The organism is Helicobacter pylori, assembly GCF_021062735.1.
Taxonomy (GTDB): Bacteria; Campylobacterota; Campylobacteria; order Campylobacterales; family Helicobacteraceae; genus Helicobacter; species Helicobacter pylori_DN.
Genome location: NZ_JAHXLB010000001.1, coordinates 62,015 through 82,372, shown reverse-complemented (window position 1 = coordinate 82,372; position 20,358 = coordinate 62,015). Strand labels below are relative to the sequence as shown.

15 protein-coding genes and 1 pseudogene are annotated in these 20,358 nt (G+C 39.5%); 10 read left to right on the top strand and 6 right to left on the bottom strand.

Going from position 1 to position 20,358, the window contains the following annotated elements; all coding sequences use genetic code 11:
* Positions 1–30: 30 nt before the first annotated feature.
* Positions 31–1,575 carry a flagellin B gene (locus KX581_RS00415; protein ID WP_000009996.1) on the bottom strand — a complete coding sequence of 515 codons (1,545 nt, stop codon included), beginning with the start codon at positions 1,573–1,575 and terminating at the stop codon, positions 31–33.
* Between the two features lie 165 nt (positions 1,576–1,740).
* On the opposite strand from KX581_RS00415, the gene topA reads away from it, so the two are divergent.
* Together topA and KX581_RS00405 are read left to right on the top strand one after the other, a co-directional pair.
* Entirely contained in the window at positions 1,741–3,951 is a 2,211-nt protein-coding gene (gene topA / locus KX581_RS00410; protein ID WP_231175288.1) for a type I DNA topoisomerase, read from the top strand.
* Positions 3,944–4,870, top strand: a complete 927-nt coding sequence (locus tag KX581_RS00405) for a radical SAM protein (protein ID WP_231175287.1) — start codon at positions 3,944–3,946, stop codon at positions 4,868–4,870. Before topA ends, KX581_RS00405 begins: the two co-directional genes overlap by 8 nt.
* Positions 4,871–5,013: 143 nt before the next feature.
* On the opposite strand, the gene KX581_RS00400 is transcribed toward KX581_RS00405, so the two are convergent.
* On the bottom strand, positions 5,014–6,198 hold the full coding sequence (locus KX581_RS00400; RefSeq protein WP_231175363.1) for a DUF874 family protein: 1,185 nt from the start codon (positions 6,196–6,198) through the stop codon (positions 5,014–5,016).
* A 99-nt stretch (positions 6,199–6,297) separates the two neighbouring features.
* Positions 6,298–8,736 carry a pyruvate, water dikinase gene (gene ppsA / locus KX581_RS00395; RefSeq protein WP_231175286.1) on the bottom strand — a complete coding sequence of 813 codons (2,439 nt, stop codon included), beginning with the start codon at positions 8,734–8,736 and terminating at the stop codon, positions 6,298–6,300.
* A gap of 355 nt (positions 8,737–9,091) precedes the next feature.
* On the opposite strand from ppsA, the gene thrS reads away from it, so the two are divergent.
* From thrS to KX581_RS00365, 6 genes are all read left to right on the top strand, one after another.
* Complete coding sequence (thrS, locus tag KX581_RS00390; RefSeq protein ID WP_231175285.1) at positions 9,092–10,930, top strand: threonine--tRNA ligase; 1,839 nt, start codon at positions 9,092–9,094, stop codon at positions 10,928–10,930.
* Positions 10,927–11,538, top strand: coding sequence for a translation initiation factor IF-3 (infC, locus tag KX581_RS00385; protein ID WP_000089219.1), 612 nt, complete (start codon positions 10,927–10,929; stop codon positions 11,536–11,538). The genes thrS and infC overlap by 4 nt, the downstream gene beginning before the upstream one ends.
* Complete coding sequence (rpmI, locus tag KX581_RS00380; protein WP_001125542.1) at positions 11,519–11,713, top strand: 50S ribosomal protein L35; 195 nt, start codon at positions 11,519–11,521, stop codon at positions 11,711–11,713. Before infC ends, rpmI begins: the two co-directional genes overlap by 20 nt.
* Before the next feature lie 94 nt (positions 11,714–11,807).
* Positions 11,808–12,158: a 50S ribosomal protein L20 gene (gene rplT / locus KX581_RS00375; protein ID WP_001264161.1), complete on the top strand. Its 351-nt coding sequence runs from the start codon at positions 11,808–11,810 to the stop codon at positions 12,156–12,158.
* 199 nt (positions 12,159–12,357) lie between these two features.
* Complete coding sequence (locus tag KX581_RS00370; protein ID WP_000750185.1) at positions 12,358–13,218, top strand: outer membrane protein; 861 nt, start codon at positions 12,358–12,360, stop codon at positions 13,216–13,218.
* Positions 13,219–13,571: 353 nt separating this feature from the next.
* A complete protein-coding gene (locus KX581_RS00365) occupies positions 13,572–13,997 on the top strand; it encodes a DUF1104 domain-containing protein (RefSeq protein WP_231175284.1) in 426 nt (141 codons plus the stop codon).
* Between the two features lie 291 nt (positions 13,998–14,288).
* On the opposite strand, the pseudogene KX581_RS00360 reads toward KX581_RS00365, so the two are convergent.
* A pseudogene (locus tag KX581_RS00360) lies at positions 14,289–14,479 on the bottom strand (hypothetical protein).
* On the opposite strand from KX581_RS00360, the gene KX581_RS00355 reads away from it, so the two are divergent.
* The gene (locus tag KX581_RS00355) at positions 14,403–15,263 is read left to right on the top strand and encodes a hypothetical protein (protein ID WP_231175283.1); all 861 of its coding nucleotides are present in this window, start codon (positions 14,403–14,405) and stop codon (positions 15,261–15,263) included. The pseudogene KX581_RS00360 and the gene KX581_RS00355 overlap by 77 nt on opposite strands.
* Positions 15,264–15,941: 678 nt before the next feature.
* Here the strand turns inward: KX581_RS00355 and KX581_RS00350 are convergent.
* Both KX581_RS00350 and KX581_RS00345 read right to left on the bottom strand, forming a co-directional pair.
* On the bottom strand, positions 15,942–17,309 hold the full coding sequence (locus tag KX581_RS00350) for an L-serine ammonia-lyase (RefSeq protein WP_231175282.1): 1,368 nt from the start codon (positions 17,307–17,309) through the stop codon (positions 15,942–15,944).
* The gene (locus tag KX581_RS00345) at positions 17,309–18,550 is read right to left on the bottom strand and encodes a serine/threonine transporter (RefSeq protein ID WP_231175281.1); all 1,242 of its coding nucleotides are present in this window, start codon (positions 18,548–18,550) and stop codon (positions 17,309–17,311) included. Before KX581_RS00345 ends, KX581_RS00350 begins: the two co-directional genes overlap by 1 nt.
* Positions 18,551–18,730: 180 nt before the next feature.
* Between KX581_RS00345 and KX581_RS00340 the strand changes: the two genes are divergently transcribed.
* A complete protein-coding gene (locus KX581_RS00340) occupies positions 18,731–20,080 on the top strand; it encodes a class II 3-deoxy-7-phosphoheptulonate synthase (RefSeq protein ID WP_180412512.1) in 1,350 nt (449 codons plus the stop codon).
* Positions 20,081–20,358 lie beyond the last annotated feature (278 nt).

Here is a 20,358-nt window from a genome sequence, read left to right as displayed (position 1 = left end):
GGCTAACGCCCCTTTGAATTAAAAGGGCTGTTATTGTAAAAGCCTTAAGACATTTTGTTGCACCGCATTCGCTTGCGCCATAGCAAAACTCCCGCTTTGCGCCAAAATATTGTATTTAGAAAAGTTCGCGCTCTCTTCAGCAAAATCCACATCTCTGATTTGAGATTCAGCCGCTTTAACATTCACTTGGGTTACAGAAATATTATTGATGGTTGTAACCAATTCCATTTGCACCGAACCCATATCCGAGCGGATCTTGTCTAATTGCGTGCGCGCAGAATCCGCCATATCCATCACAATCATCGCCCCTTTAAGGCTTGTTACCCCAGCCCCTATACCTTGAGAATTGGTCTCCGCTTGCGCGCCATTAGCGTTCGCTCCAGCTGCTGAAGCCACATTCGCATCAAAAATGCCCCTAACCGCTCTCAAATTCACGGTGTATTCTGCCACCCCTTGAGCGGAATGAAAGCCCACATGGCTAAAATTCACACCGCTCACAATGATGTCTCTAGCGTCGGTTCTGGTCAAGGTTAAGCGCCCAATAACCGCATGCTGTGTCCCAGAAATCCCTGCAAAATTCCCTCCCCCAAAAACCTGACCGCTCGCGCTCGTTGCATGCACAGAAATCGCGCGCCCATCAATGGAGTGTAAATTAATGCGCCCTTGAATATCCAAGCTCGCTTCCACGCCGGTCCTGTCTTTGACGGAATTGATCGCATTAGTCAATCTCCCGTCAGCGTCGTTTTTATGCACATCATTCACGGTCCCAATTTCTACGCCATTAATGGTAAGATCTTTCACGGTTCCTGATTGCACGGGAGTGCCGCCGGTAGCCATGACATTATAAGAAGCCCTAACGCCTAAAGTGTTAGAAAAACGATTGATGATTTCGCTTAACGCTCCAATCCCAGTGCCAGCACTTGTAGAAATGCGCACGGTTTCAATCTTGTAATCATTCACGCCATTGACTTGTTTGAAATTCAATCCCACTTCAGTCAAGTTTTGCGCTGCTGCGCTAGCGAGCATGCCTTCAGCGCTAAAAGAAGAGGTTTCCATGCGCACATGCCCAATTTTATCCGAACTCGTGGAGCCAATAGACGCTTTAACCGTGGTGTTAGAATACGCGCCAATTTGAAATTCTTTGTTAGAAAAACTTCCTGAAAGCATTTGTTGGCCGTTAAAGCTTGTGGTGTTAGCGATATTGTCTAGTTCTTCTAACAACCTTTGAATATCGCTTTGGAGCGCTTTTCGGCTTTCTAAAGTTTGCCCGTCTTGAGCGGCTTGAACGGCTTTGGTTTTAATGGTGTCTAAGATTTTGATTTGTTCATCCATCGCTTTATCTGCGGTTTGAACCATACCAATAGCGTCATTAGCATTGCGGATCGCTTGACCCAAATTCGCGCTTTGACTCCTTAAGCTATCAGCGATCGCCATCCCACTAGAATCATCAGCGGCTTTATTGATCCTAAGCCCTGAGCTTAACTTTTCAAGCGAGCTTGAAAGGTCTCTGTTGTTTTGAACCCCTACCGCATGAGAGGTTAAAGCAGCGATATTGGTATTTATCCTAAAACTCATGTTTGCATCCTTTGCATAGATATTTGCTGTTAGTCAAGCAAAGGGTGTTCCAACTCTTTGATTTTTAACGCTGTTATGGTTTTTATGGTTTGATGAATCGTTTAGTCAAAATTCTATGCTACAATCATTCATTAATAGGTATAAACATTTTATTAAAGGCGTTCCATGAAGCACCTTATTATCGTAGAATCCCCAGCAAAAGCCAAAACCATTAAAAATTTTTTGGATAAAAATTACGAAGTCATCGCCTCTAAAGGGCATGTTAGGGATTTATCCAAATTCGCTTTAGGCATTAAGATTGATGAAACAGGCTTCACTCCTAACTATGTCGTGGATAAAGATCATAAAGAGCTTGTCAAGCAGATCATAGAGCTTTCTAAAAAGGCATCTACCACCTATATCGCTACCGATGAAGACCGAGAAGGGGAAGCGATAGGCTATCATGTGGCATGTTTGATTGGGGGGAAATTAGAGAGCTATCCTAGGATTGTTTTTCATGAGATCACACAAAATGCGATTTTAAACGCTCTAAAAACCCCACGAAAAATTGACATGTCCAAGGTCAATGCCCAACAAGCCAGACGCTTTTTAGATCGGATCGTGGGTTTCAAGCTCAGCTCATTGATTTCATCTAAAATCACTAAAGGTTTGAGTGCTGGGCGGGTGCAAAGTGCTGCATTAAAGCTTGTGATTGATAGAGAAAGGGAAATCAAAGCCTTTAAGCCTTTAACCTACTTCACGCTAGACGCTTACTTTGAGCCAAATTTAGAAGCGCAACTCATTAGCTATAAGGGTAACAAACTCAAAGCCCAAGAACTCATTGATGAAAAAAAAGCCCAAGAAATTAAAAACGAATTAGAAAAAGAAAGCTACACTATCTCTAGTATCGTTAAAAAGTCTAAAAAATCCCCCACACCGCCCCCTTTCATGACTTCCACTTTACAGCAAAGCGCTTCCAGTCTTTTAGGCTTTTCGCCCACAAAAACCATGAGTATCGCTCAGAAATTATATGAAGGCGTAGCCACCCCACAAGGCGTTATGGGCGTGATCACTTACATGAGGACCGATAGCTTGAATATCGCTAAAGAGGCTTTAGAAGAAGCGAGGAATAAGATTTTAAAAGACTATGGCAAAGACTACCTACCCCCTAAAGCCAAAGTCTATTCCAGCAAGAATAAAAACGCCCAAGAAGCCCATGAAGCGATCAGGCCCACTTCTATTATTTTAGAGCCAAACGCTTTAAAAGACTACCTTAAGCCTGAAGAATTAAAGCTCTATACCTTAATTTACAAACGCTTCTTAGCTTCTCAAATGCAAGACGCTCTTTTTGAAAGCCAAAGCGTGGTTGTGGCTTGCGAAAAAGGCGAGTTTAAAGCCAGTGGCAGAAAACTCCTTTTTGATGGCTATTATAAAATTTTAGGCAATGACGATAAGGACAAATTGCTCCCCAATTTGAAAGAAAACGACCCCATTAAATTAGAAAAATTAGAGAGCAACGCCCATGTTACAGAACCTCCAGCACGCTATTCAGAAGCGAGCTTGATTAAAGTTTTAGAAAGTTTAGGCATAGGCAGGCCCAGCACCTACGCCCCAACGATTTCCCTCTTACAAAACAGAGACTATATTAAGGTAGAAAAAAAGCAGATCAGCGCTTTAGAGAGCGCTTTTAAGGTGATAGAAATTTTAGAAAAGCATTTTGAAGAAATCGTGGATTCCAAATTCAGCGCTTCTTTAGAAGAAGAGCTAGACAATATCGCTCAAAATAAAGCCGACTATCAGCAAGTCTTAAAGGACTTTTACTACCCTTTTATGGATAAAATTGAAGCCGGGAAAAAGAATATCATCTCTCAAAAAGTGCATGAAAAAACCGGCCAATCATGCCCTAAATGCGGTGGGGAATTGGTCAAAAAAAATAGCCGTTATGGGGAGTTTATCGCTTGTAATAATTACCCTAAATGCAAATATGTCAAACAGACTGAAAACGCCAATGATGGAGCCAAGCAAGAATCGTGCGAAAAATGCGGAGGGGAAATGGTGCAAAAATTCAGCAGAAACGGGGCGTTTTTAGCTTGCAACAACTACCCTGAATGCAAAAACACCAAATCGTTAAAAAACACCCCTAACGCCAAAGAAACAATAGAAGGCGTGAAATGCCCAGAATGCGGAGGGGATATTGCCTTAAAAAGGAGCAAGAAAGGCTCGTTTTATGGCTGCAACAATTACCCTAAATGCAATTTCTTATCCAACCATAAGCCCATCAATAAGCGTTGCGAGAAATGCCATTATTTGATGAGTGAAAGAATCTATCGCAAAAAAAAGGCGCATGAGTGCATCCAATGCAAAGAGCGCGTGTTTTTAGAGGAAGATGATGGCTGAAGAAAATCTGCCTGTCGTTTTTGGGCCTGTTTTATCCAGGCGTTTTGGGAAGTCTTTGGGCGTGGATCTATCGCCTTCTAAAAAACAATGCAATTACAATTGCATTTATTGCGAGTTGGGTAAAGCCAAGCCCATTGAACGCATGGAAGAAGTGATAGAAGTAAAAACCTTGATTAGCGCCATTCAAAACGCCCTAAACAACCTCACCACCCCCATTGATGTTTTAACCATTACCGCTAATGGCGAACCCACTCTATACCCTCATTTATTAGAGCTTATCCAAAGCATCAAGCCTTTTTTAAAGGGTGTTAAAACTTTGATTTTAAGCAACGGCTCATTATTTTATGAGCCAAAAGTCCAGCAAGCCTTAAAGGAATTTGACATCGTTAAATTTTCTTTAGACGCTATTGATTTGAAAGCCTTTGAAAGAGTGGATAAGCCCTATTCTAAAGACATTGATAAGATTTTAGAGGGAATTTTGAGCTTTTCTCAAATTTATCAAGGGCAACTGGTGGCTGAAGTGCTGTTGATTAAGGGCGTGAATGATAGCGCGAACAACTTAAAACTCATCGCTGCCTTTTTAAAAAAAATCAATATTGCTAGAGTGGATTTAAGCACCATAGACAGACCCTCAAGCTTTAAAGCCCCAAAATTGAGCGAAGATGAATTGTTAAAATGCTCTTTATTTTTTGAAGGGCTTTGCGTGAGTTTGCCTAAACGATCCATTACTCAAGCTAAAAAATTGATTTCTTGCGGTATAGACGAATTGCTCGCTTTAATTTCCAGGCGCCCTTTAAGCGCAGAAGAAGCCCCCCTAATACTAGATCCTAACGCCTTTAAACATTTAGAAACTTTATTAAACCATAAGCAAATTACGATTAAAAAAGTCGGCTCTTTGGAGTTTTATTGCACGTTTTAACCTCCATTGGTAACCCATAGTTTTACCTTATTTTAGGGAGCTTAAGCTTTTAAAAAGGCTCTGTTCTAATTGGGTAATATAGAGTCTTTAAAATACCATAAATAAGTTAAGAACGATTTTATGGTGTTCTTATTTTCTTATGCCTACATCCTTTTACTATAACCATAACCCACTTTTTCTGCTTTCTTTTCAGTATTAGCAACTACTTCTATTTCTTTACTAATATCAGCAAATATTTTTTGAACGAACAAAAGGCTTTGAGAGGTTGAAAGGTGGGCTTGTGGGTTTCTCATTTCAAGCATTTTAGCTTGAGCTTTAGAGCGTATTTTTAGATTTTCTTTTTGCCATTTTTCTGTAACCTTAAAATCTCTAGGGTCTAGTTCTAAATAAGCGATAGAACTTGGTTTATAAAAATCCACTTGTTTAGCGATAGCTTTTTGTGAATAGGGCAGAGATTCTAATTCTTTTTGCAAATAAGCTATAAGCTCTTGCGTTTTTGATCCTCTTTGAGAGTGGGGTTGTTTAGAGTTTGGAAGGTGTTTTGGCTGGATAGGGGTTTGGTTTGTTTTTGTAGGTTTAGGGGTTTTGCATTCAGCTTCTATTTCTATAGCAATACCACCCTTAATTCCTAATTTTTTAATAAAGAATTGACTATGATTTTCTTGGCAATTTTGTTCTGCTTTTTTAACCAAATCTTTCTGTGTATTGTTTGTCTTTTGTTTTTCTTGTTCTGTTTTTTGTTGTTCCTGTTCTGTCTTTTGTTTTTCTTGTTCTGCTTTTATTTGACTATTAGCGAGTTCTATCCCACTCTTGTTTGTTTTTTGCCTTTCTTGTTCTGTCTTTTGTCTTTCTTGTTCTGTTTTCTGTCTTTGCTGTTCTAACTCTATCCCACTCTTGTTTGCTCTATCCCTAGCGTTTTCAGCTTCCTTTTTTTCTTGTTCTAGTTCTATTTGTTTATCAATATCACCAGCACTACAAGCGGCTAATAATAAACTTGTCGCTATTGTTAATCCTGAATATTTCCACCAATTGATTTGATTTTCTTTTTCAGCTTGTTTGGATTTATCTTGGACTTTATCGTCTAATTCTTTTGCCCTCTTGCATGCAGCATGGGTTAATACTACTAATGCCGCATTGCTTTTCTTGGGATGTTTTTTCACAAGTTCTCTAACTCTCTTTGCAATTTTTGTAAAAAACCCACCAATTGATCTGAGCGTATTTGTAATGACACTCACTTGTTTAAAATAAGTCTCTTTATTTGCCTTTGTGTTAGCTGTCTCTGCGTTTTTGCCAACTTTATTTGTTTTTCCTGTTTTCACTGATTTTATTACCAACCTTTTTTTTTAAAAACAATCTTACCCATCAAAACTATATCAATGGAAACCAATACGAAAAAATCCACTCAAGTTAGATCAACCCCTTTATTATCAATGCGCGGTTAAGCCATGGTCTTTCAATTCTTTTTCTAACTTGGCTACAGCGTTCCAAGTGGGGATCACGCTATCAGGGTTTAAAGAAATGGAAGTGATGCCCTCTTTGACTAAAAACTCTGTTACTTCAGGGTAATCGCTTGGGGCTTGCCCGCAAATCCCGCAATATTTGTTGTGCCTTTTGCAAGCTTCAATCGCTTTTTTAAACATTTTTAGCATCGCTTCATTCCTTTCATCAAAGACATGGCTGACTAATTCGCTGTCTCTATCCACGCCTAAAGTGAGCTGGGTTAAATCATTAGAGCCAATAGAAAAGCCATCAAACAAGCTTAAGAAATCATCAGCCAGAATGACATTCACCGGCAATTCGCACATGATATAAATTTCAAGCCCGTTTTTACCGGATTCTAGATTGTTTTTTCTTAAGATTTCTAGGACTTTTTTACCCTCTTCAATGGTTCGCAAAAAGGGGATCATCACTTTCATATTCGTCAAGCCCATTTCTTCTCTCACTAACGCTAAGGCTTCACACTCCCACGAAAACGCTTCATTATAGCTCTCTGAATAATACCGACTAGCCCCCCTATAGCCAAGCATGGGGTTTTCTTCATTAGGTTCATAGCTAGAGCCACCAAGCATGCGCATGTATTCATTGGATTTGAAATCGCTCGTTCTTACAATCACAGGTTTAGGGTAAAACGCTGCACTGATCATACCGATGCCTTCAGCGATTTTTTTCACAAAAAAATCTTTAGGGTTAGTATAGCCTGCCATAAGGTTTTCAATTTCATTTTTTTCTTTCACGCTTTTTTTGTGGTGCAAATCCACTAAGGCTAAGGGGTGGGCTTTGATTTGGTTTAAAATAATCATTTCCATTCTGGCCAGCCCCACGCCGTGATTAGGGAGCTGAGAAAAGCTAAAGGCTTTTTCAGGGTTTCCAATATTGATATAAATTTTTGTTTGAGTTTCTTGCATATTAGAAAGCTCCACCCTTTCAATTTCATGCTCATAAATGCCCGCATACACATAGCCCTCTTCGCCCTCAGCGCAAGAAACCGTGATTTCCATGCCGGTATAAAGGCTATCAGTCGCCCCGCTCACCCCAACAATGGCTGGCACGCCAATTTCTCTAGCTACAATAGCGGCATGGCAAGTGCGCCCTCCACGATTAGTGATAACCGCGCTCGCTTTTTTCATGCAAGGCTCCCAGTCTGGGTCGGTGTTATCTGTAACTAAAATTTCACCCTCTTTAAAAGAATTCATGTGCTCCAAATCATTGATGATACGCACTTTCCCTGAGCCAATTTTACTCCCAATCGCTCTGCCTTGTAAGATAATCTCTTTCTTTTCGTTAGGGTTTTTGAATTTGAATTTTTCAAAGACTTGACTTTCTTCTTTGGTTTTTTGGCTTTGAACGGTTTCTGGGCGTGCTTGAACGATAAAGATTTCCCCGCTATCGCCATCTTTAGCCCATTCTATATCCATAGGGCGGTATTGCTTGGCTTCTTTAGAGTAATGTTTTTCAATTTCAACGGCGTATTTGGCTAAAATCAGCACGTCTTCATCGCTCAATGAAAAGGATTGCCATTCTTTTTTGGTGGTTTTAATGTTTCTGGTGGGGTGTTCGCTACCCCTTGGGGCATAGACCATTTTTTGCGTTTTATTGCCGAGTTGGCGTTTGATAATGGGGCGTTTGTTTTGCTCTAAAGTGGGCTTAAACACATAAAATTCATCGGGGTTTATCGTGCCGCCCACCACATTTTCGCCCAACCCCCACGCTGAAGTGATAAACACCGCGTCTTTAAAACCGGTTTCGGTGTCAATAGAAAACATCACGCCTGCACTGCCTTTATCCGCTCGCACCATTTTTTGCACCCCCACGCTCAGAGCGACTTTTAAATGATCAAACCCACGGCTCGCTCTATAGCTAATCGCTCTATCGGTAAAAAGCGATGCTAAGCAGGATTTGATATAGTGGATCAATTCGGTTTTACCCTTAATGTTTAAATAAGTGTCTTGCTGCCCGGCAAAAGAAGCGTCTGGCAAATCTTCTGCAGTAGCGGAGCTCCTTACGGCCACATCGGCTTCTTTCATGTGGTATTGCTGGCTTAAGATTTCATAAGCTTGAAAAATCTCATCTCTTAAATCGCTAGGAAAAGGCGTGCCAAAAATAAGCTCTCTGATTTGTTTGGAGCGGATTTTTAACACATCAATTTCCGTGGCATCAACATTTTCTAAAAGCTCTATGATTTTTTGTTTAGCTCCCCCTTGCTCTAAAAGATACCAATACGCTTCGCTTGTGATCGCAAAGCCATCAGGCACTTTAATGCCAATAGGAACTAATTCTTGAAACATTTCACCAATGCTAGCGTTCTTGCCCCCAACCAGATTCACATTCTTATTGTTCAACTCTTTGAAAAACTTGATATATCGCACAAAACTCCCTTAAAATGATCATTAAGTTTCTTAAAACAAAAATATAATAATGATAGCATGATAGAGCTTTAGTTTTAGCCAGTTTGTATTCTAAGCTTTTTAATAAGGGGTGTATTCTTTTGGTTTATGATTTTATTGTATAATGAGCGGTTAGTTAGGTATTTTTGAATAGAAAGGGTGGTTTTGTATAGGCGGTTATTGTTGAATTTGTTTTGTATGGTATTTTTACAAGCGTGCTTAAAGCCTATGAGCGACCCTAAAGCTGAGAAAGTGGATTCGCAAGTGCAATGCGGGTTTGGCTCAAAAGATTGCTAAATTTTAAGGTTTATAAGAAAGGAGACATAAGTTTTAAAGAATGAGTGCGGAACTGATTGCTGTTTATAAAGATGAGCAAATAATAGATTTAGAGAGCGCGAAAGTCTTAGGGCTGAGCGATGGGATTAAAGCGTTAAAAGGGACAGAGCCGATATATTTTGATGATTCGCCTTTGGCTTTAGAAGTGATTAGGCATTCATGCGCGCATTTGCTCGCGCAAAGCTTGAAAGCCCTTTATCCGGACGCGAAATTTTTTGTAGGCCCTGTGGTAGAAGAGGGGTTTTATTACGATTTCAAGACCGCTTCAAAAATCAGCGAAGAGGATTTGCCTAAAATTGAAGCGAAAATGAAAGAATTTGCGAAATTAAAGCTCGCTATCACTAAAGAGGTTTTAACCAGAGAGCAAGCCTTGGAGCGTTTTAAGGGCGATGAATTAAAGCATGCGGTGATGAGTAAAATCAGTGGCGATAAATTTGGCGTGTACCAACAGGGCGAGTTTGAAGATTTGTGTAAGGGACCGCACCTCCCAAACACTCGTTTTTTAAACCATTTCAAGCTCACTAAATTGGCTGGGGCTTATTTGGGCGGCGATGAAAACAATGAAATGCTCATTAGAATCTATGGCATCGCTTTTGCCACCAAAGAGGGCTTAAAAGACTATCTTTTCCAAATAGAAGAAGCGAAAAAACGAGATCACAGAAAGCTAGGCGTGGAGCTAGGGCTTTTTAGTTTTGATGATGAGATAGGGGCGGGCTTACCTTTATGGCTGCCTAAAGGGGCAAGACTGAGAAAACGCATTGAAGATTTATTGAGTAAAGCGTTACTTTTAAGAGGCTATGAGCCGGTTAAAGGCCCTGAGATTTTAAAGAGCGATGTGTGGAAAATCAGTGGGCATTATGACAACTATAAAGAAAACATGTATTTCACCACGATTGATGAGCAAGAATACGGCATAAAGCCTATGAATTGCGTGGGGCATATTAAAGTCTATCAAAGCGCTTTGCACAGCTACAGAGATTTGCCCTTAAGGTTTTATGAATACGGCGTGGTGCATCGGCATGAAAAAAGTGGCGTGTTGCATGGGCTTTTAAGGGTGAGAGAATTTACCCAAGATGATGCGCATATTTTTTGCTCTTTTGAGCAGATCCAAAGCGAAGTGAGCGCGATTTTAGATTTTACGCATAAGATCATGCAAGCGTTTGATTTTAGCTATGAAATGGAATTATCCACAAGGCCGGCTAAATCCATAGGCGATGATAAAGTGTGGGAAAAGGCCACTAACGCTTTAAAAGAAGCCCTAAAAGAGCACCGCATTGATTATAAGATTGATGAAGGGGGAGGGGCTTTCTATGGGCCTAAGATTGACATTAAAATCACTGACGCTTTAAAGCGTAAATGGCAGTGTGGCACGATTCAAGTGGATATGAATTTGCCTGAACGCTTCAAGCTCGCTTTCACTAATGAGCATAATCACGCTGAACAGCCGGTGATGATCCACAGAGCGATTTTAGGCTCGTTTGAAAGGTTTATTGCGATTTTGAGCGAACATTTTGGGGGGAATTTCCCTTTCTTTGTCGCACCCACTCAAATCGCTCTCATTCCTATTAGTGAAGAGTATCATGTTTTTGCTTTGAAATTAAAAGAGGCACTAAAAAAGCGCGATATTTTTGTAGAAGTTTTGGATAAAAACGACAGCTTGAATAAAAAGGTGCGCTTAGCCGAAAAGCAAAAAATCCCTATGATTTTAGTGTTAGGGAATGAAGAGGTGGAAACAGAAATTTTATCCATTAGAGACAGAGAAAAACAAGCTCAATATAAAATGCCCTTAAAGGAGTTTTTAAACATGGTTGAATCTAAGATGCAAGAGGTTAGTTTTTGAGCAGGAACGAAGTGTTGTTAAACGGAGACATTAATTTTAAAGAAGTGCGTTGCGTGGGCGATAATGGCGAAGTGTATGGGATCATTTCTTCCAAAGAAGCGCTAAATATCGCTCAAAATTTAGGTTTGGATTTGGTTTTGATTTCAGCGAGCGCGAAACCTCCCGTGTGTAAGGTGATGGATTATAATAAATTCCGCTATCAAAATGAAAAGAAAATCAAGGAAGCCAAGAAAAAGCAAAAGCAAATTGAAATCAAAGAGATCAAGCTTTCCACTCAAATCGCGCAAAACGATATTAACTACAAAGTCAAGCATGCGAGAGAATTTATTGAATCCAATAAGCATGTCAAATTCAAAGTGGTTTTAAAAGGTAGAGAGAGCCAAAACTCAAAAGCCGGGCTTGATGTGCTTTTTAGAGTCCAAACGATGATGCAAGATTTAGCCAACCCTGAAAAAGAGCCAAAAACCGAGGGGCGTTTTGTTTCATGGATGTTTGTGCCTAAGGCTAAAGAAGCCCCCAAAAACGAAAAGAAAACCAAAGAAAATAACCCGCCTTTTAATCGTATTAACCTTATGAAAGGAGAAAATCATGCCAAAAATGAAGACTAATCGTGGCGCGTCTAAGCGTTTCAAAGTTAAAAAAAACTTGATTAAGCGTGGCAGTGCTTTTAAAAGCCATATTTTGACTAAAAAAAGCCCCAAACGCAAAGCCAATCTGAACGCGCCAAAACATGTGCATCACACTAACGCGCATTCTGTCATGTCGTTGCTTTGCAGGGCTTAAGAATGCTCATTAGAAAGTGGAGTTAATCCCCTTATTTAAGGGAAAGTCGTTGTAAAAACGCACCTAAAAATATTTTAAAAAGAAAGGTAAAGAAATGAGAGTTAAAACAGGCGTTGTGCGCAGAAGACGCCATAAAAAAGTCTTAAAACTCGCTAGAGGGTTTTATAGTGGCAGAAGAAAGCATTTTAGAAAGGCTAAAGAACAGCTTGAAAGAAGCATGTATTACGCCTTTAGGGATCGCAAACAAAAGAAAAGAGAGTTCAGGAGTTTGTGGGTGGTAAGGATTAATGCGGCTTGCAGGATGCACGAAACAAGTTATTCGCGTTTCATGCATGCCTTAAAAGTGGCTAATATTGAATTAGACCGCAAGGTTTTAGCAGACATGGCGATGAATGACATGCAAGCTTTTAAGAGCGTGTTAGAGAGCGTGAAAGAGCATCTTTGATCTCTATTGGCTGTTAGGTTTTAGTTTTAGTCTAAAAAAGGTGAGAGGATTTAGGACTTTTTACTAAAAAGTTCCTAAAATTGATTTTTGTTTCAATTTATTCTCATTCAATCGCTATATTTAATCAAAAAGAAAGCAATTTTATAGTAGAATGTAGCATTTAGAACTCAAGTAGAGAAAATGTAGAAGGAAGGAATACATGAAGAAATCTGTTATAGTAGGTGCTATCTCTCTAGCAATGACAAGCTTGTTGTCAGCAGAGACCCCTAAGCAAGAAAAAGCTATTAAGACTAGCCCTACCAAAAAAGGTGAAAGAAATGCTGCTTTTATAGGGATTGATTACCAGTTAGGTATGCTCAGCACTACCGCTCAAAATTGTTCCCATGGGAATTGTAATGGTAATCAAAGTGGGGCTTATGGCTCTAATACGCCTAACATGCCCACAGCGTCAAACCCCACAGGAGGGCTTACTCATGGCGCTCTAGGGACTCGTGGGTATAAAGGCTTAAGCAACCAACAATACGCTATCAATGGTTTTGGTTTTGTTGTAGGGTATAAGCATTTTTTTAAGAAATCCCCGCAATTTGGAATGCGTTATTACGGATTCTTTGATTTTGCAAGCTCTTATTATAAGTATTACACTTATAATGATTATGGCATGAGAGACGCTCGCAAGGGTTCTCAAAGTTTCATGTTTGGCTATGGGGCTGGCACAGATGTGTTGTTTAACCCGGCTATTTTCAATCGTGAGAACTTGCATTTTGGGTTTTTCTTGGGCGTTGCGATCGGTGGCACCTCTTGGGGTCCAACAAACTATTATTTTAAGGACTTAGCTGATGAATACAGAGGGAGTTTCCACCCATCAAATTTCCAAGTCTTAGTGAATGGCGGGATTCGCTTAGGCACTAAACACCAAGGTTTTGAAATTGGCTTGAAAATCCAAACCATCCGCAACAATTACTACACCGCTAGTGCGGATAATGTGCCTGAAGGGACTACTTATAGATTCACCTTTCACCGCCCCTATGCCTTTTATTGGCGTTACATTGTAAGCTTTTAAGGTATTTTAGGGTTAATCTTATGGGGGCATAGAAAAGGGCTTTTGCTCTTTATGGCCTTTTATGATTTTCTTGTATCAAAGGCTTTAAAAAATCAATACGGCTACTTGGCAAAAATTAAAGCACAATCCTTACAAGCAATTGAACTTACCAACAACAACACGCAAACAAGTCTTTGAAAACTCAAAAATGAATTAATTGTTTTTGAAAATAATGATAGGGGATATAGGTTGGCTGTTTTAATGGAGCGCTGATCATAAAATCTAAAAATCAATTGGCTGTTAAAGCACTGTAAGTTATCTTTAATCAATCAGATGATAGAATTTGTCTTTTATTTTTGAATTGGGAGCATTTGATGAGAAAATTGGCGTTTTCTTTATTATTTACAGGGACTTTTTTGGGGCTTTTTTTGAATGCGAGCGATTTTAAGAGCATGGACGACAAGCAACTATTAGAGCAAGCAGGGAAAGTTGCTCCTAGCGAAGTTCCAGAGTTTCGCACAGAAATCAATAAGCGATTAGCAGTGATGAAAGAAGAAGAGCGTAAAAAATATAAAGCGGATTTTAAGAAAGCGATGGATAAAAATTTAGCTTCTTTAAGCCAAGAAGATCGCAACAAGCGTAAAAAAGAAATTCTTGAAGTGATTGCTAACAAAAAGAAAACAATGACCATGAAAGAATATCGTGAAGAGGGGCTAGATTTGCATGATTGCGCATGTGAAGGCCCTTTTCATGATCATGAGAGAAAAAAAGGGAAAAAACCAAGCCATCATAAGCATTAGTGCTTAAGGTGCGCTAACTTTTTTGATTTTTGTGAGACCACGCCGTAACTCCCTAGCTTTTGGCTAGGGGGATGTAAGGCGTTTTTTTTGTTATAATCTATCATAGCGTTTAGGCACTTAAAATAGAGGTTGCCTGCTTGTTGGGTGGGCTTTGTTGCTCTTAAATCCTTTAGCTGTAAAGAGCGTCTCAAATTTTTAGGGTTAAAGTTCTTGGAGTGTTTGTATTTTTTGGATATTTATAGTATCATACCCAATAGTAAAGACCCCTTGAAAGTCTGTATTTTAAGACGACTAAAACAGCTTGAATTCTAGGTGGTTTTTTATCAATAGAAGAAATTTCAAAAGAGAGCTTATGAAGAACGGTATCTATTTTTGTTGCGGTCATATATTAATTAGGAGTTTGGTATGAAACGGATTTTATTTCTTTTAGTAGCTACGACTTTTTTGTTGAGAGCAGAAACGGATTCTGCCACTATTAACACTACGGTTGATCCCAATGTTATGTTTTCTGAAAGCTCCACAGGGAATGTGAAAAAAGACCGCAAGAGGGTTTTAAAGAATATGGTTAATTTGGAAAAAGAGCGCGTGAAGAATTTTAACCAGTATTCTGAAACCAAGATGAGTAAGGGCGACTTATCCGCTTTTGGAGCTTTCTTTAAGGGGAGTTTGGAAAGCTGTGTGGAGCAAAAGGTTTGTTATTATGAGCATAAAAATGGCAAGGTTTCTTTTGTGGTGAATGACAGGGAGAAGTTTTATAAACATGTGCTTAAAGACTTAGGGACAGAGCTTTCACTCCCTTTGTTCAACTGGCTTTACAAAGGCTCAGATTTTGGGGCTTTGCATGAGCAGTTTGGGGATATGTATGATGGGTATATCAAATACTTGATTAGCATGGTTAGGATAAGCCAAAAAGAAAAGGCTAGAAAAGTGGATGCAGTCGTTCTTAAGAAAATGGAAGAGCAAGCTGAGAAAGACACTAAGGCAGCGTTTCAAAAGAGGAGCAGTGGGGAGCTTGAAAGCCATACTGATAGCCCTGAATTTATAAGTTCTTCTAAGAGAACACAGAACGCTTCTAATCCGGATCTAGATTCCATGACCAATGCTAATGTGCTCAAAGAAACAGCTTCAAAAGAGCCAGAGGCTTCTTCAAAAAAAGAGAAAAAGTCTAAGAAAAAACGCCGCCTTTCAAAGAAAGAAAAACAACAACAAGCCTTGCAACAAGAGTTTGAAAAACAAATTAGCGACTCTAGTAAGTCTGAAAAATAGTAAAATAGTTAGCTTACCTTTTTAGGGGGCTTTCAATAAGTTTCTTAAGCATTCCTTTTTAGGCTTTATTTAGGCTTTTAGCTCCCTATCACTCTATCCTAGTGTTTAAGGCTATCTTTTTTAAAAACCACCGCTTTTTTAAAATCTTTAGACTTTGAGCTTTTTGGCTTTTTTTGTGGTAACGATTAGTAACAATTAGCTTAAGGTTTTGTTACGCAAAAATCTTTGAAATATAGCGATTGACAGAGTTAAACATAACCTCAAAGACATTCCAACGCATTTTATGAAAGCGTGTAAAAATTTTTGGTTTTATTTTAATGGAATATTAGTAATCAAATTTAAAAAATACCTTTGAGTATTTTTACAATCAAAATAAAAGAACCTGCGTAAGCCAAGCGATAGTTTCTCATGACACGCTTTTATAGGGTTATGGGGAGTTTTGGGGTTGGGGAGAGTTATTTCAAAAGGCCTCCTATCCTCTTATGAGTTTAAATAAACTTAATGAGTTTTATTATTAAATGGAATTTAAAAACGATGAAACAAAGTTTTAAAACCTTATTTTTTAAAATTTTTTAAGAATATCAAAGCGGATAAGGCTTATTGATATTTGATAAAAACAAACCTTTTTACTTTCTTTAGAAACCTAAAGCCCCCTAAAGCTTAAAATTACCTTAACCCTTAGCATTTTAAGGTTTTGGCTAACCCCCCTAACGAAGTCTCTTTGTATTTTTCATTCATGTCTTTTCCGGTCGCATACATCGTAGCGATCACTTCATCTAGGCTCACTTTAGGCTTGTATTCATCTTCTAAAGCCAGTTTAGAAGCGCTGATCGCTTTAATCGCTCCTAAAACATTGCGTTCAATGCAAGGGATTTGCACCAAGCCCCCCACCGGATCGCATGTCAATCCTAAATGGTGTTCCATAGCGATTTCACTAGCGATTAAAACCTGTTGCGTGGTCGCTTGGCACAAATAAGCTAACCCCCCCGCAGCCATAGAGCTTGCCACGCCAATTTCAGCCTGACACCCCGCTTCTGCGCCGCTCAAGGAAGCGTTTTTCTTGTAAAGATAGCCAATCGCCGCACTAGTGAGTAAAAAATCATTAATAGATTTTTGCGATAAATTTTCAAACAAATGGTTTTTAGCGTATAAAAGCACGCTTGGCACCACCGCGCACGCCCCGTTAGTGGGGGCGGTTACCACCTTTCCTCCACTAGCGTTTTCTTCAGCAATGGCACGAGCGTAAAGCGAAATGTAATCAATCAGTGCTAAGGGGTCTTTCCCGCTTGTGGGGTGTTTTTCTAGGCGCGTTTTAACGCTTGGGGCTAATCGTGTTACTTTCAAAGAACCAGGCAGATACCTTTCTTTAGAATTAGCCCCATTATGATAACACTCAAGCATCGCATGATAGATTTTAGCCATCGTTGCATCAGGGTGGTTTTTCAGGGCATTTTCTCTCAAACGCACGATTTCAGCGATGTTTTTTTGGTGTTTTTGGCATAATTCTAGCAATTCCTTAGCGCTTGAAAAATCATAAGCAACACTTTCATTCCCGCCCTCTTCAGATAAGTTGTCTAATTCTTTTTCAGTATAGACAAACCCTCCACCAACAGAATAATAAGTCTCTTCTTTTAAAACCTCATTTTTAGCGTTAAAAGCTTTTAGAATGAGGGCGTTTTGGTGTCTGGCTAAAGGCTTATTGTCAAAAATCAAATCTTTAGGATAATCAAAAGGAATGCAATGCTGGTTAGCGAGTTTTAAAACTTTGTTTTCAAGCGCTTCATGCAATAAGGCTTTTTTGGTTGTTATATCTAATTCGTTAGCATAAATGCCATGCAAGCCAATTAAAACCGCCTCATCGCTCAAATGCCCTTTACCGGTTAAAGCTAATGAGCCATGCAAGGTGATTTGAACGCGTTCAACCTGCTCTAAAATGCCTTTTAACAACCCGCAAAATCTCGCTCCCGCTTCCATAGGCCCTATGGTGTGTGAAGAGCTAGGCCCAACGCCGATTTTAAAAATGGATAAAATAGAAAAACTAGCCATTAAAATAGTCCTAAAAACACGCTCAAAGCCGTCAAGCTCCCAAAGACAAACACAAAAATATCCACTTTGAAGTTTCTAAAACGCTTCAAACTAGAAACGCTATAAAACGCTATCATGGGCATCACAAACAGAATGAGCGCGATAATGGGGCCGCCTAAATTTTCAATAAAATCCAAGATATTGGGGTTAATATAAGCCACAAGCGTGATAGTCAGCCATAAAAAAATCGTTACGCTAATACTCAAGGTTTTAGAAGATTTTTTCAATTTTAAACTTTGAATAATAATGCCTTCTAAACCCTCCTTAGCCCCATAATAATGCCCAAAAAAAGATGAAAAAATCGCTAAAAAAGCCACCACAGGCCCCGCATAGTTGATTAAAGGGTTGTTTAAAGTGTTAGCAAAATAGCTTAAAATGGGGATATTTTGTTCCCTTGCTTTCACAAAATCATCAGCACTCAAGCACATGACGCACGAAAACACAAAAAACATCACAAACCCTAAAAGCATCAGCGATGTCCCTAATTCAATTTGATTGAGTTTATACTCTTTGAAAGCGCCGTATTCTTTTCCCACATTTTGGGTGAAGGTTGAAATAATGGGGCTATGGTTGAATGAAAACACAAGCACCGGTAAGGTTAGCCAAATCGCTAACACAAATTCTTTAAAACTCGGCACCACAAAAAGATTAGCGCCTTGCCAATAAGGGATAAGATACAAAGAAAAAAGCAATAAAATCAAGCATAAAGGATACACTAAAGCGTTACAAATGCGCGTAACAATCGTAGCGTTAAAAACCATTACAAGCATCATTAAAGAAACTAACGCTACAGCCAACAAGCCCCGATGAAAAGGCGCTAAATGCAACTGGTTAGTGAAAAAATGATCAAACACGTTAGTGATACCCACCCCATAAGCCAAACAAATAGGATAAATCGCCAAGAAATAAAGCAAAGTGATAAGAAAACCCCATTGAGCGCCAAAATGAGAGCGAACGACCATGGTAATGTCTTCTTGATCTTTAGATCCTATGAAATAAGCCAAAGCTCTATGCCCCAGATAAGTTAAAGGGAATATAATCGCGCTCATCACTACAATAGCCCATATCCCATGCCCACCGGCTCTAATAGGCAAAAATAAAATCCCAGCCCCAACGGCTGTGCCAAATAAGGACGCCATCCAACGCAAATCAAACGCGTTGAGTTTTTTAGGATCTCTTATAAGCGCTTTTTCTTGTGCCATGCTATTAAACCGCCCTTTTATCGTGTTAAATAGTTTTCATTGTAACATAAAGCTTTTTATGATTGGGTTTTTTTGAGATTAAGGGGTGGTTTTGGGCACGCATTTATTTTCTAAAATCCACGATTTAACCCGCACAAGCTATAATAACGCTTAAAAAAAGATTAATAAAGGATGGTAGAAATGTCAAACACAACTTGGTCGCCCGCTTCATGGCATTCTTTTAAGATAGAGCAACACCCCACTTATAAAGATAAGCAAGAATTAGAAAGGGTCAAAAAAGAATTGCACTCTTACCCTCCCTTAGTGTTTGCTGGCGAAGCGAGAAACTTGCAAGAGCGCTTAGCCCAAGTCATTGACAATAAGGCGTTTTTGTTGCAAGGGGGCGATTGCGCGGAGTCGTTTTCTCAATTTAGCGCTAACAGGATTAAAGACATGTTTAAAGTGATGATGCAAATGGCGATTGTCTTAACTTTTGCTGGCTCTATACCGATTGTGAAAGTGGGGCGCATTGCCGGGCAATTTGCCAAGCCTCGCTCTAATGCGACTGAAATACTAGATAATGAAGAAGTGTTGAGTTATAGGGGGGATATTATCAACGGGATTTCCAAAAAAGAAAGAGAGCCAAAGCCTGAAAGAATGCTTAAGGCCTACCATCAAAGCGTAGCGACTTTAAACCTTATTAGAGCCTTTGCTCAAGGCGGGTTAGCAAATTTAGAGCAAGTGCATCGTTTCAATTTGGATTTTGTCAAAAACAACGATTTTGGGCAAAAATACCAGCAAATCGCTGACCGGATCACGCAAGCTTTAGGGTTTATGCAAGCATGCGGGGTGGAGATAGAAAAAACGCCTATTCTTAGGGAAGTGGAATTTTACACCAGCCACGAAGCGTTACTGCTCCATTATGAAGAACCTTTGGTGCGTAAGGATAGTTTGACTAACCAGTTTTATGATTGCTCCGCACACATGCTGTGGATTGGCGAAAGGACAAGAGACCCTAAGGGCGCGCATGTGGAGTTTTTAAGGGGGGTTTGTAACCCTATTGGCGTGAAAATCGGGCCTAATGCGAGCGTGAGCGAAGTGTTAGAATTGTGCGATGTTTTAAACCCACACAACATTAAGGGGCGTTTGAATTTGATCGTGCGCATGGGTTCTAAGATGATTAAAGAGCGTTTGCCTAAGCTTTTACAAGGGGTGTTGAAAGAAAAACGCCACATTTTATGGAGCATTGATCCAATGCATGGCAACACGGTCAAAACCAGCTTAGGAGTTAAAACAAGGGCTTTTGATAGCGTGTTAGATGAAGTGAAAAGCTTTTTTGAAATCCATAGGGCTGAAGGGAGTTTGGCTTCAGGGGTTCATTTGGAAATGACAGGTGAGAATGTTACAGAATGTATCGGTGGCTCGCAAGCGATCACCGAAGAGGGTTTGAGCTGCCATTACTACACGCAATGCGATCCAAGACTAAACGCCACTCAAGCCCTAGAGCTCGCTTTCTTAATCGCTGACATGCTTAAAAAACAACGCGCTTGATTGAAATCAAGATAATAAGAAGCTTTAGTCAAGCGATCGTTTCTTGTAATGCGTTCTATAGGGGGATTTAGTTGGGGGTTATAGGGGGGGAGTTATTTCAAAATACCCCAGTTATCCCCTTAAGAGAATGAGTTTTGTGTAAAATAAAGTTTTAAAAATTAAAGGATAATAAGGTTAAATAAGGTTTTGAGTGCCGACATTTGATGAAAACAGAGCCAAATATTAATCTATCTTTAACTCTTTTACTTTATAATTATCGTTAGCATTTTAATATTCAA

Excerpts from the sequence above, each read along its gene's own strand:
- KX581_RS00415 (WP_000009996.1), bottom strand. The coding sequence starts at position 1,575 with ATGAGTTTTAGGATAAATACCAATATCGCTGCTTTAACCTCTCATGCG.
- topA (WP_231175288.1), top strand. The coding sequence starts at position 1,741 with ATGAAGCACCTTATTATCGTAGAATCCCCAGCAAAAGCCAAAACCATT.
- KX581_RS00405 (WP_231175287.1), top strand. The coding sequence starts at position 3,944 with ATGGCTGAAGAAAATCTGCCTGTCGTTTTTGGGCCTGTTTTATCCAGG.
- thrS (WP_231175285.1), top strand. The coding sequence starts at position 9,092 with ATGAGTGCGGAACTGATTGCTGTTTATAAAGATGAGCAAATAATAGAT.
- rpmI (WP_001125542.1), top strand. The coding sequence starts at position 11,519 with ATGCCAAAAATGAAGACTAATCGTGGCGCGTCTAAGCGTTTCAAAGTT.
- rplT (WP_001264161.1), top strand. The coding sequence starts at position 11,808 with ATGAGAGTTAAAACAGGCGTTGTGCGCAGAAGACGCCATAAAAAAGTC.
- KX581_RS00370 (WP_000750185.1), top strand. The coding sequence starts at position 12,358 with ATGAAGAAATCTGTTATAGTAGGTGCTATCTCTCTAGCAATGACAAGC.
- KX581_RS00365 (WP_231175284.1), top strand. The coding sequence starts at position 13,572 with ATGAGAAAATTGGCGTTTTCTTTATTATTTACAGGGACTTTTTTGGGG.
- KX581_RS00355 (WP_231175283.1), top strand. The coding sequence starts at position 14,403 with ATGAAACGGATTTTATTTCTTTTAGTAGCTACGACTTTTTTGTTGAGA.
- KX581_RS00350 (WP_231175282.1), bottom strand. The coding sequence starts at position 17,309 with ATGGCTAGTTTTTCTATTTTATCCATTTTTAAAATCGGCGTTGGGCCT.
- KX581_RS00345 (WP_231175281.1), bottom strand. The coding sequence starts at position 18,550 with ATGGCACAAGAAAAAGCGCTTATAAGAGATCCTAAAAAACTCAACGCG.
- KX581_RS00340 (WP_180412512.1), top strand. The coding sequence starts at position 18,731 with ATGTCAAACACAACTTGGTCGCCCGCTTCATGGCATTCTTTTAAGATA.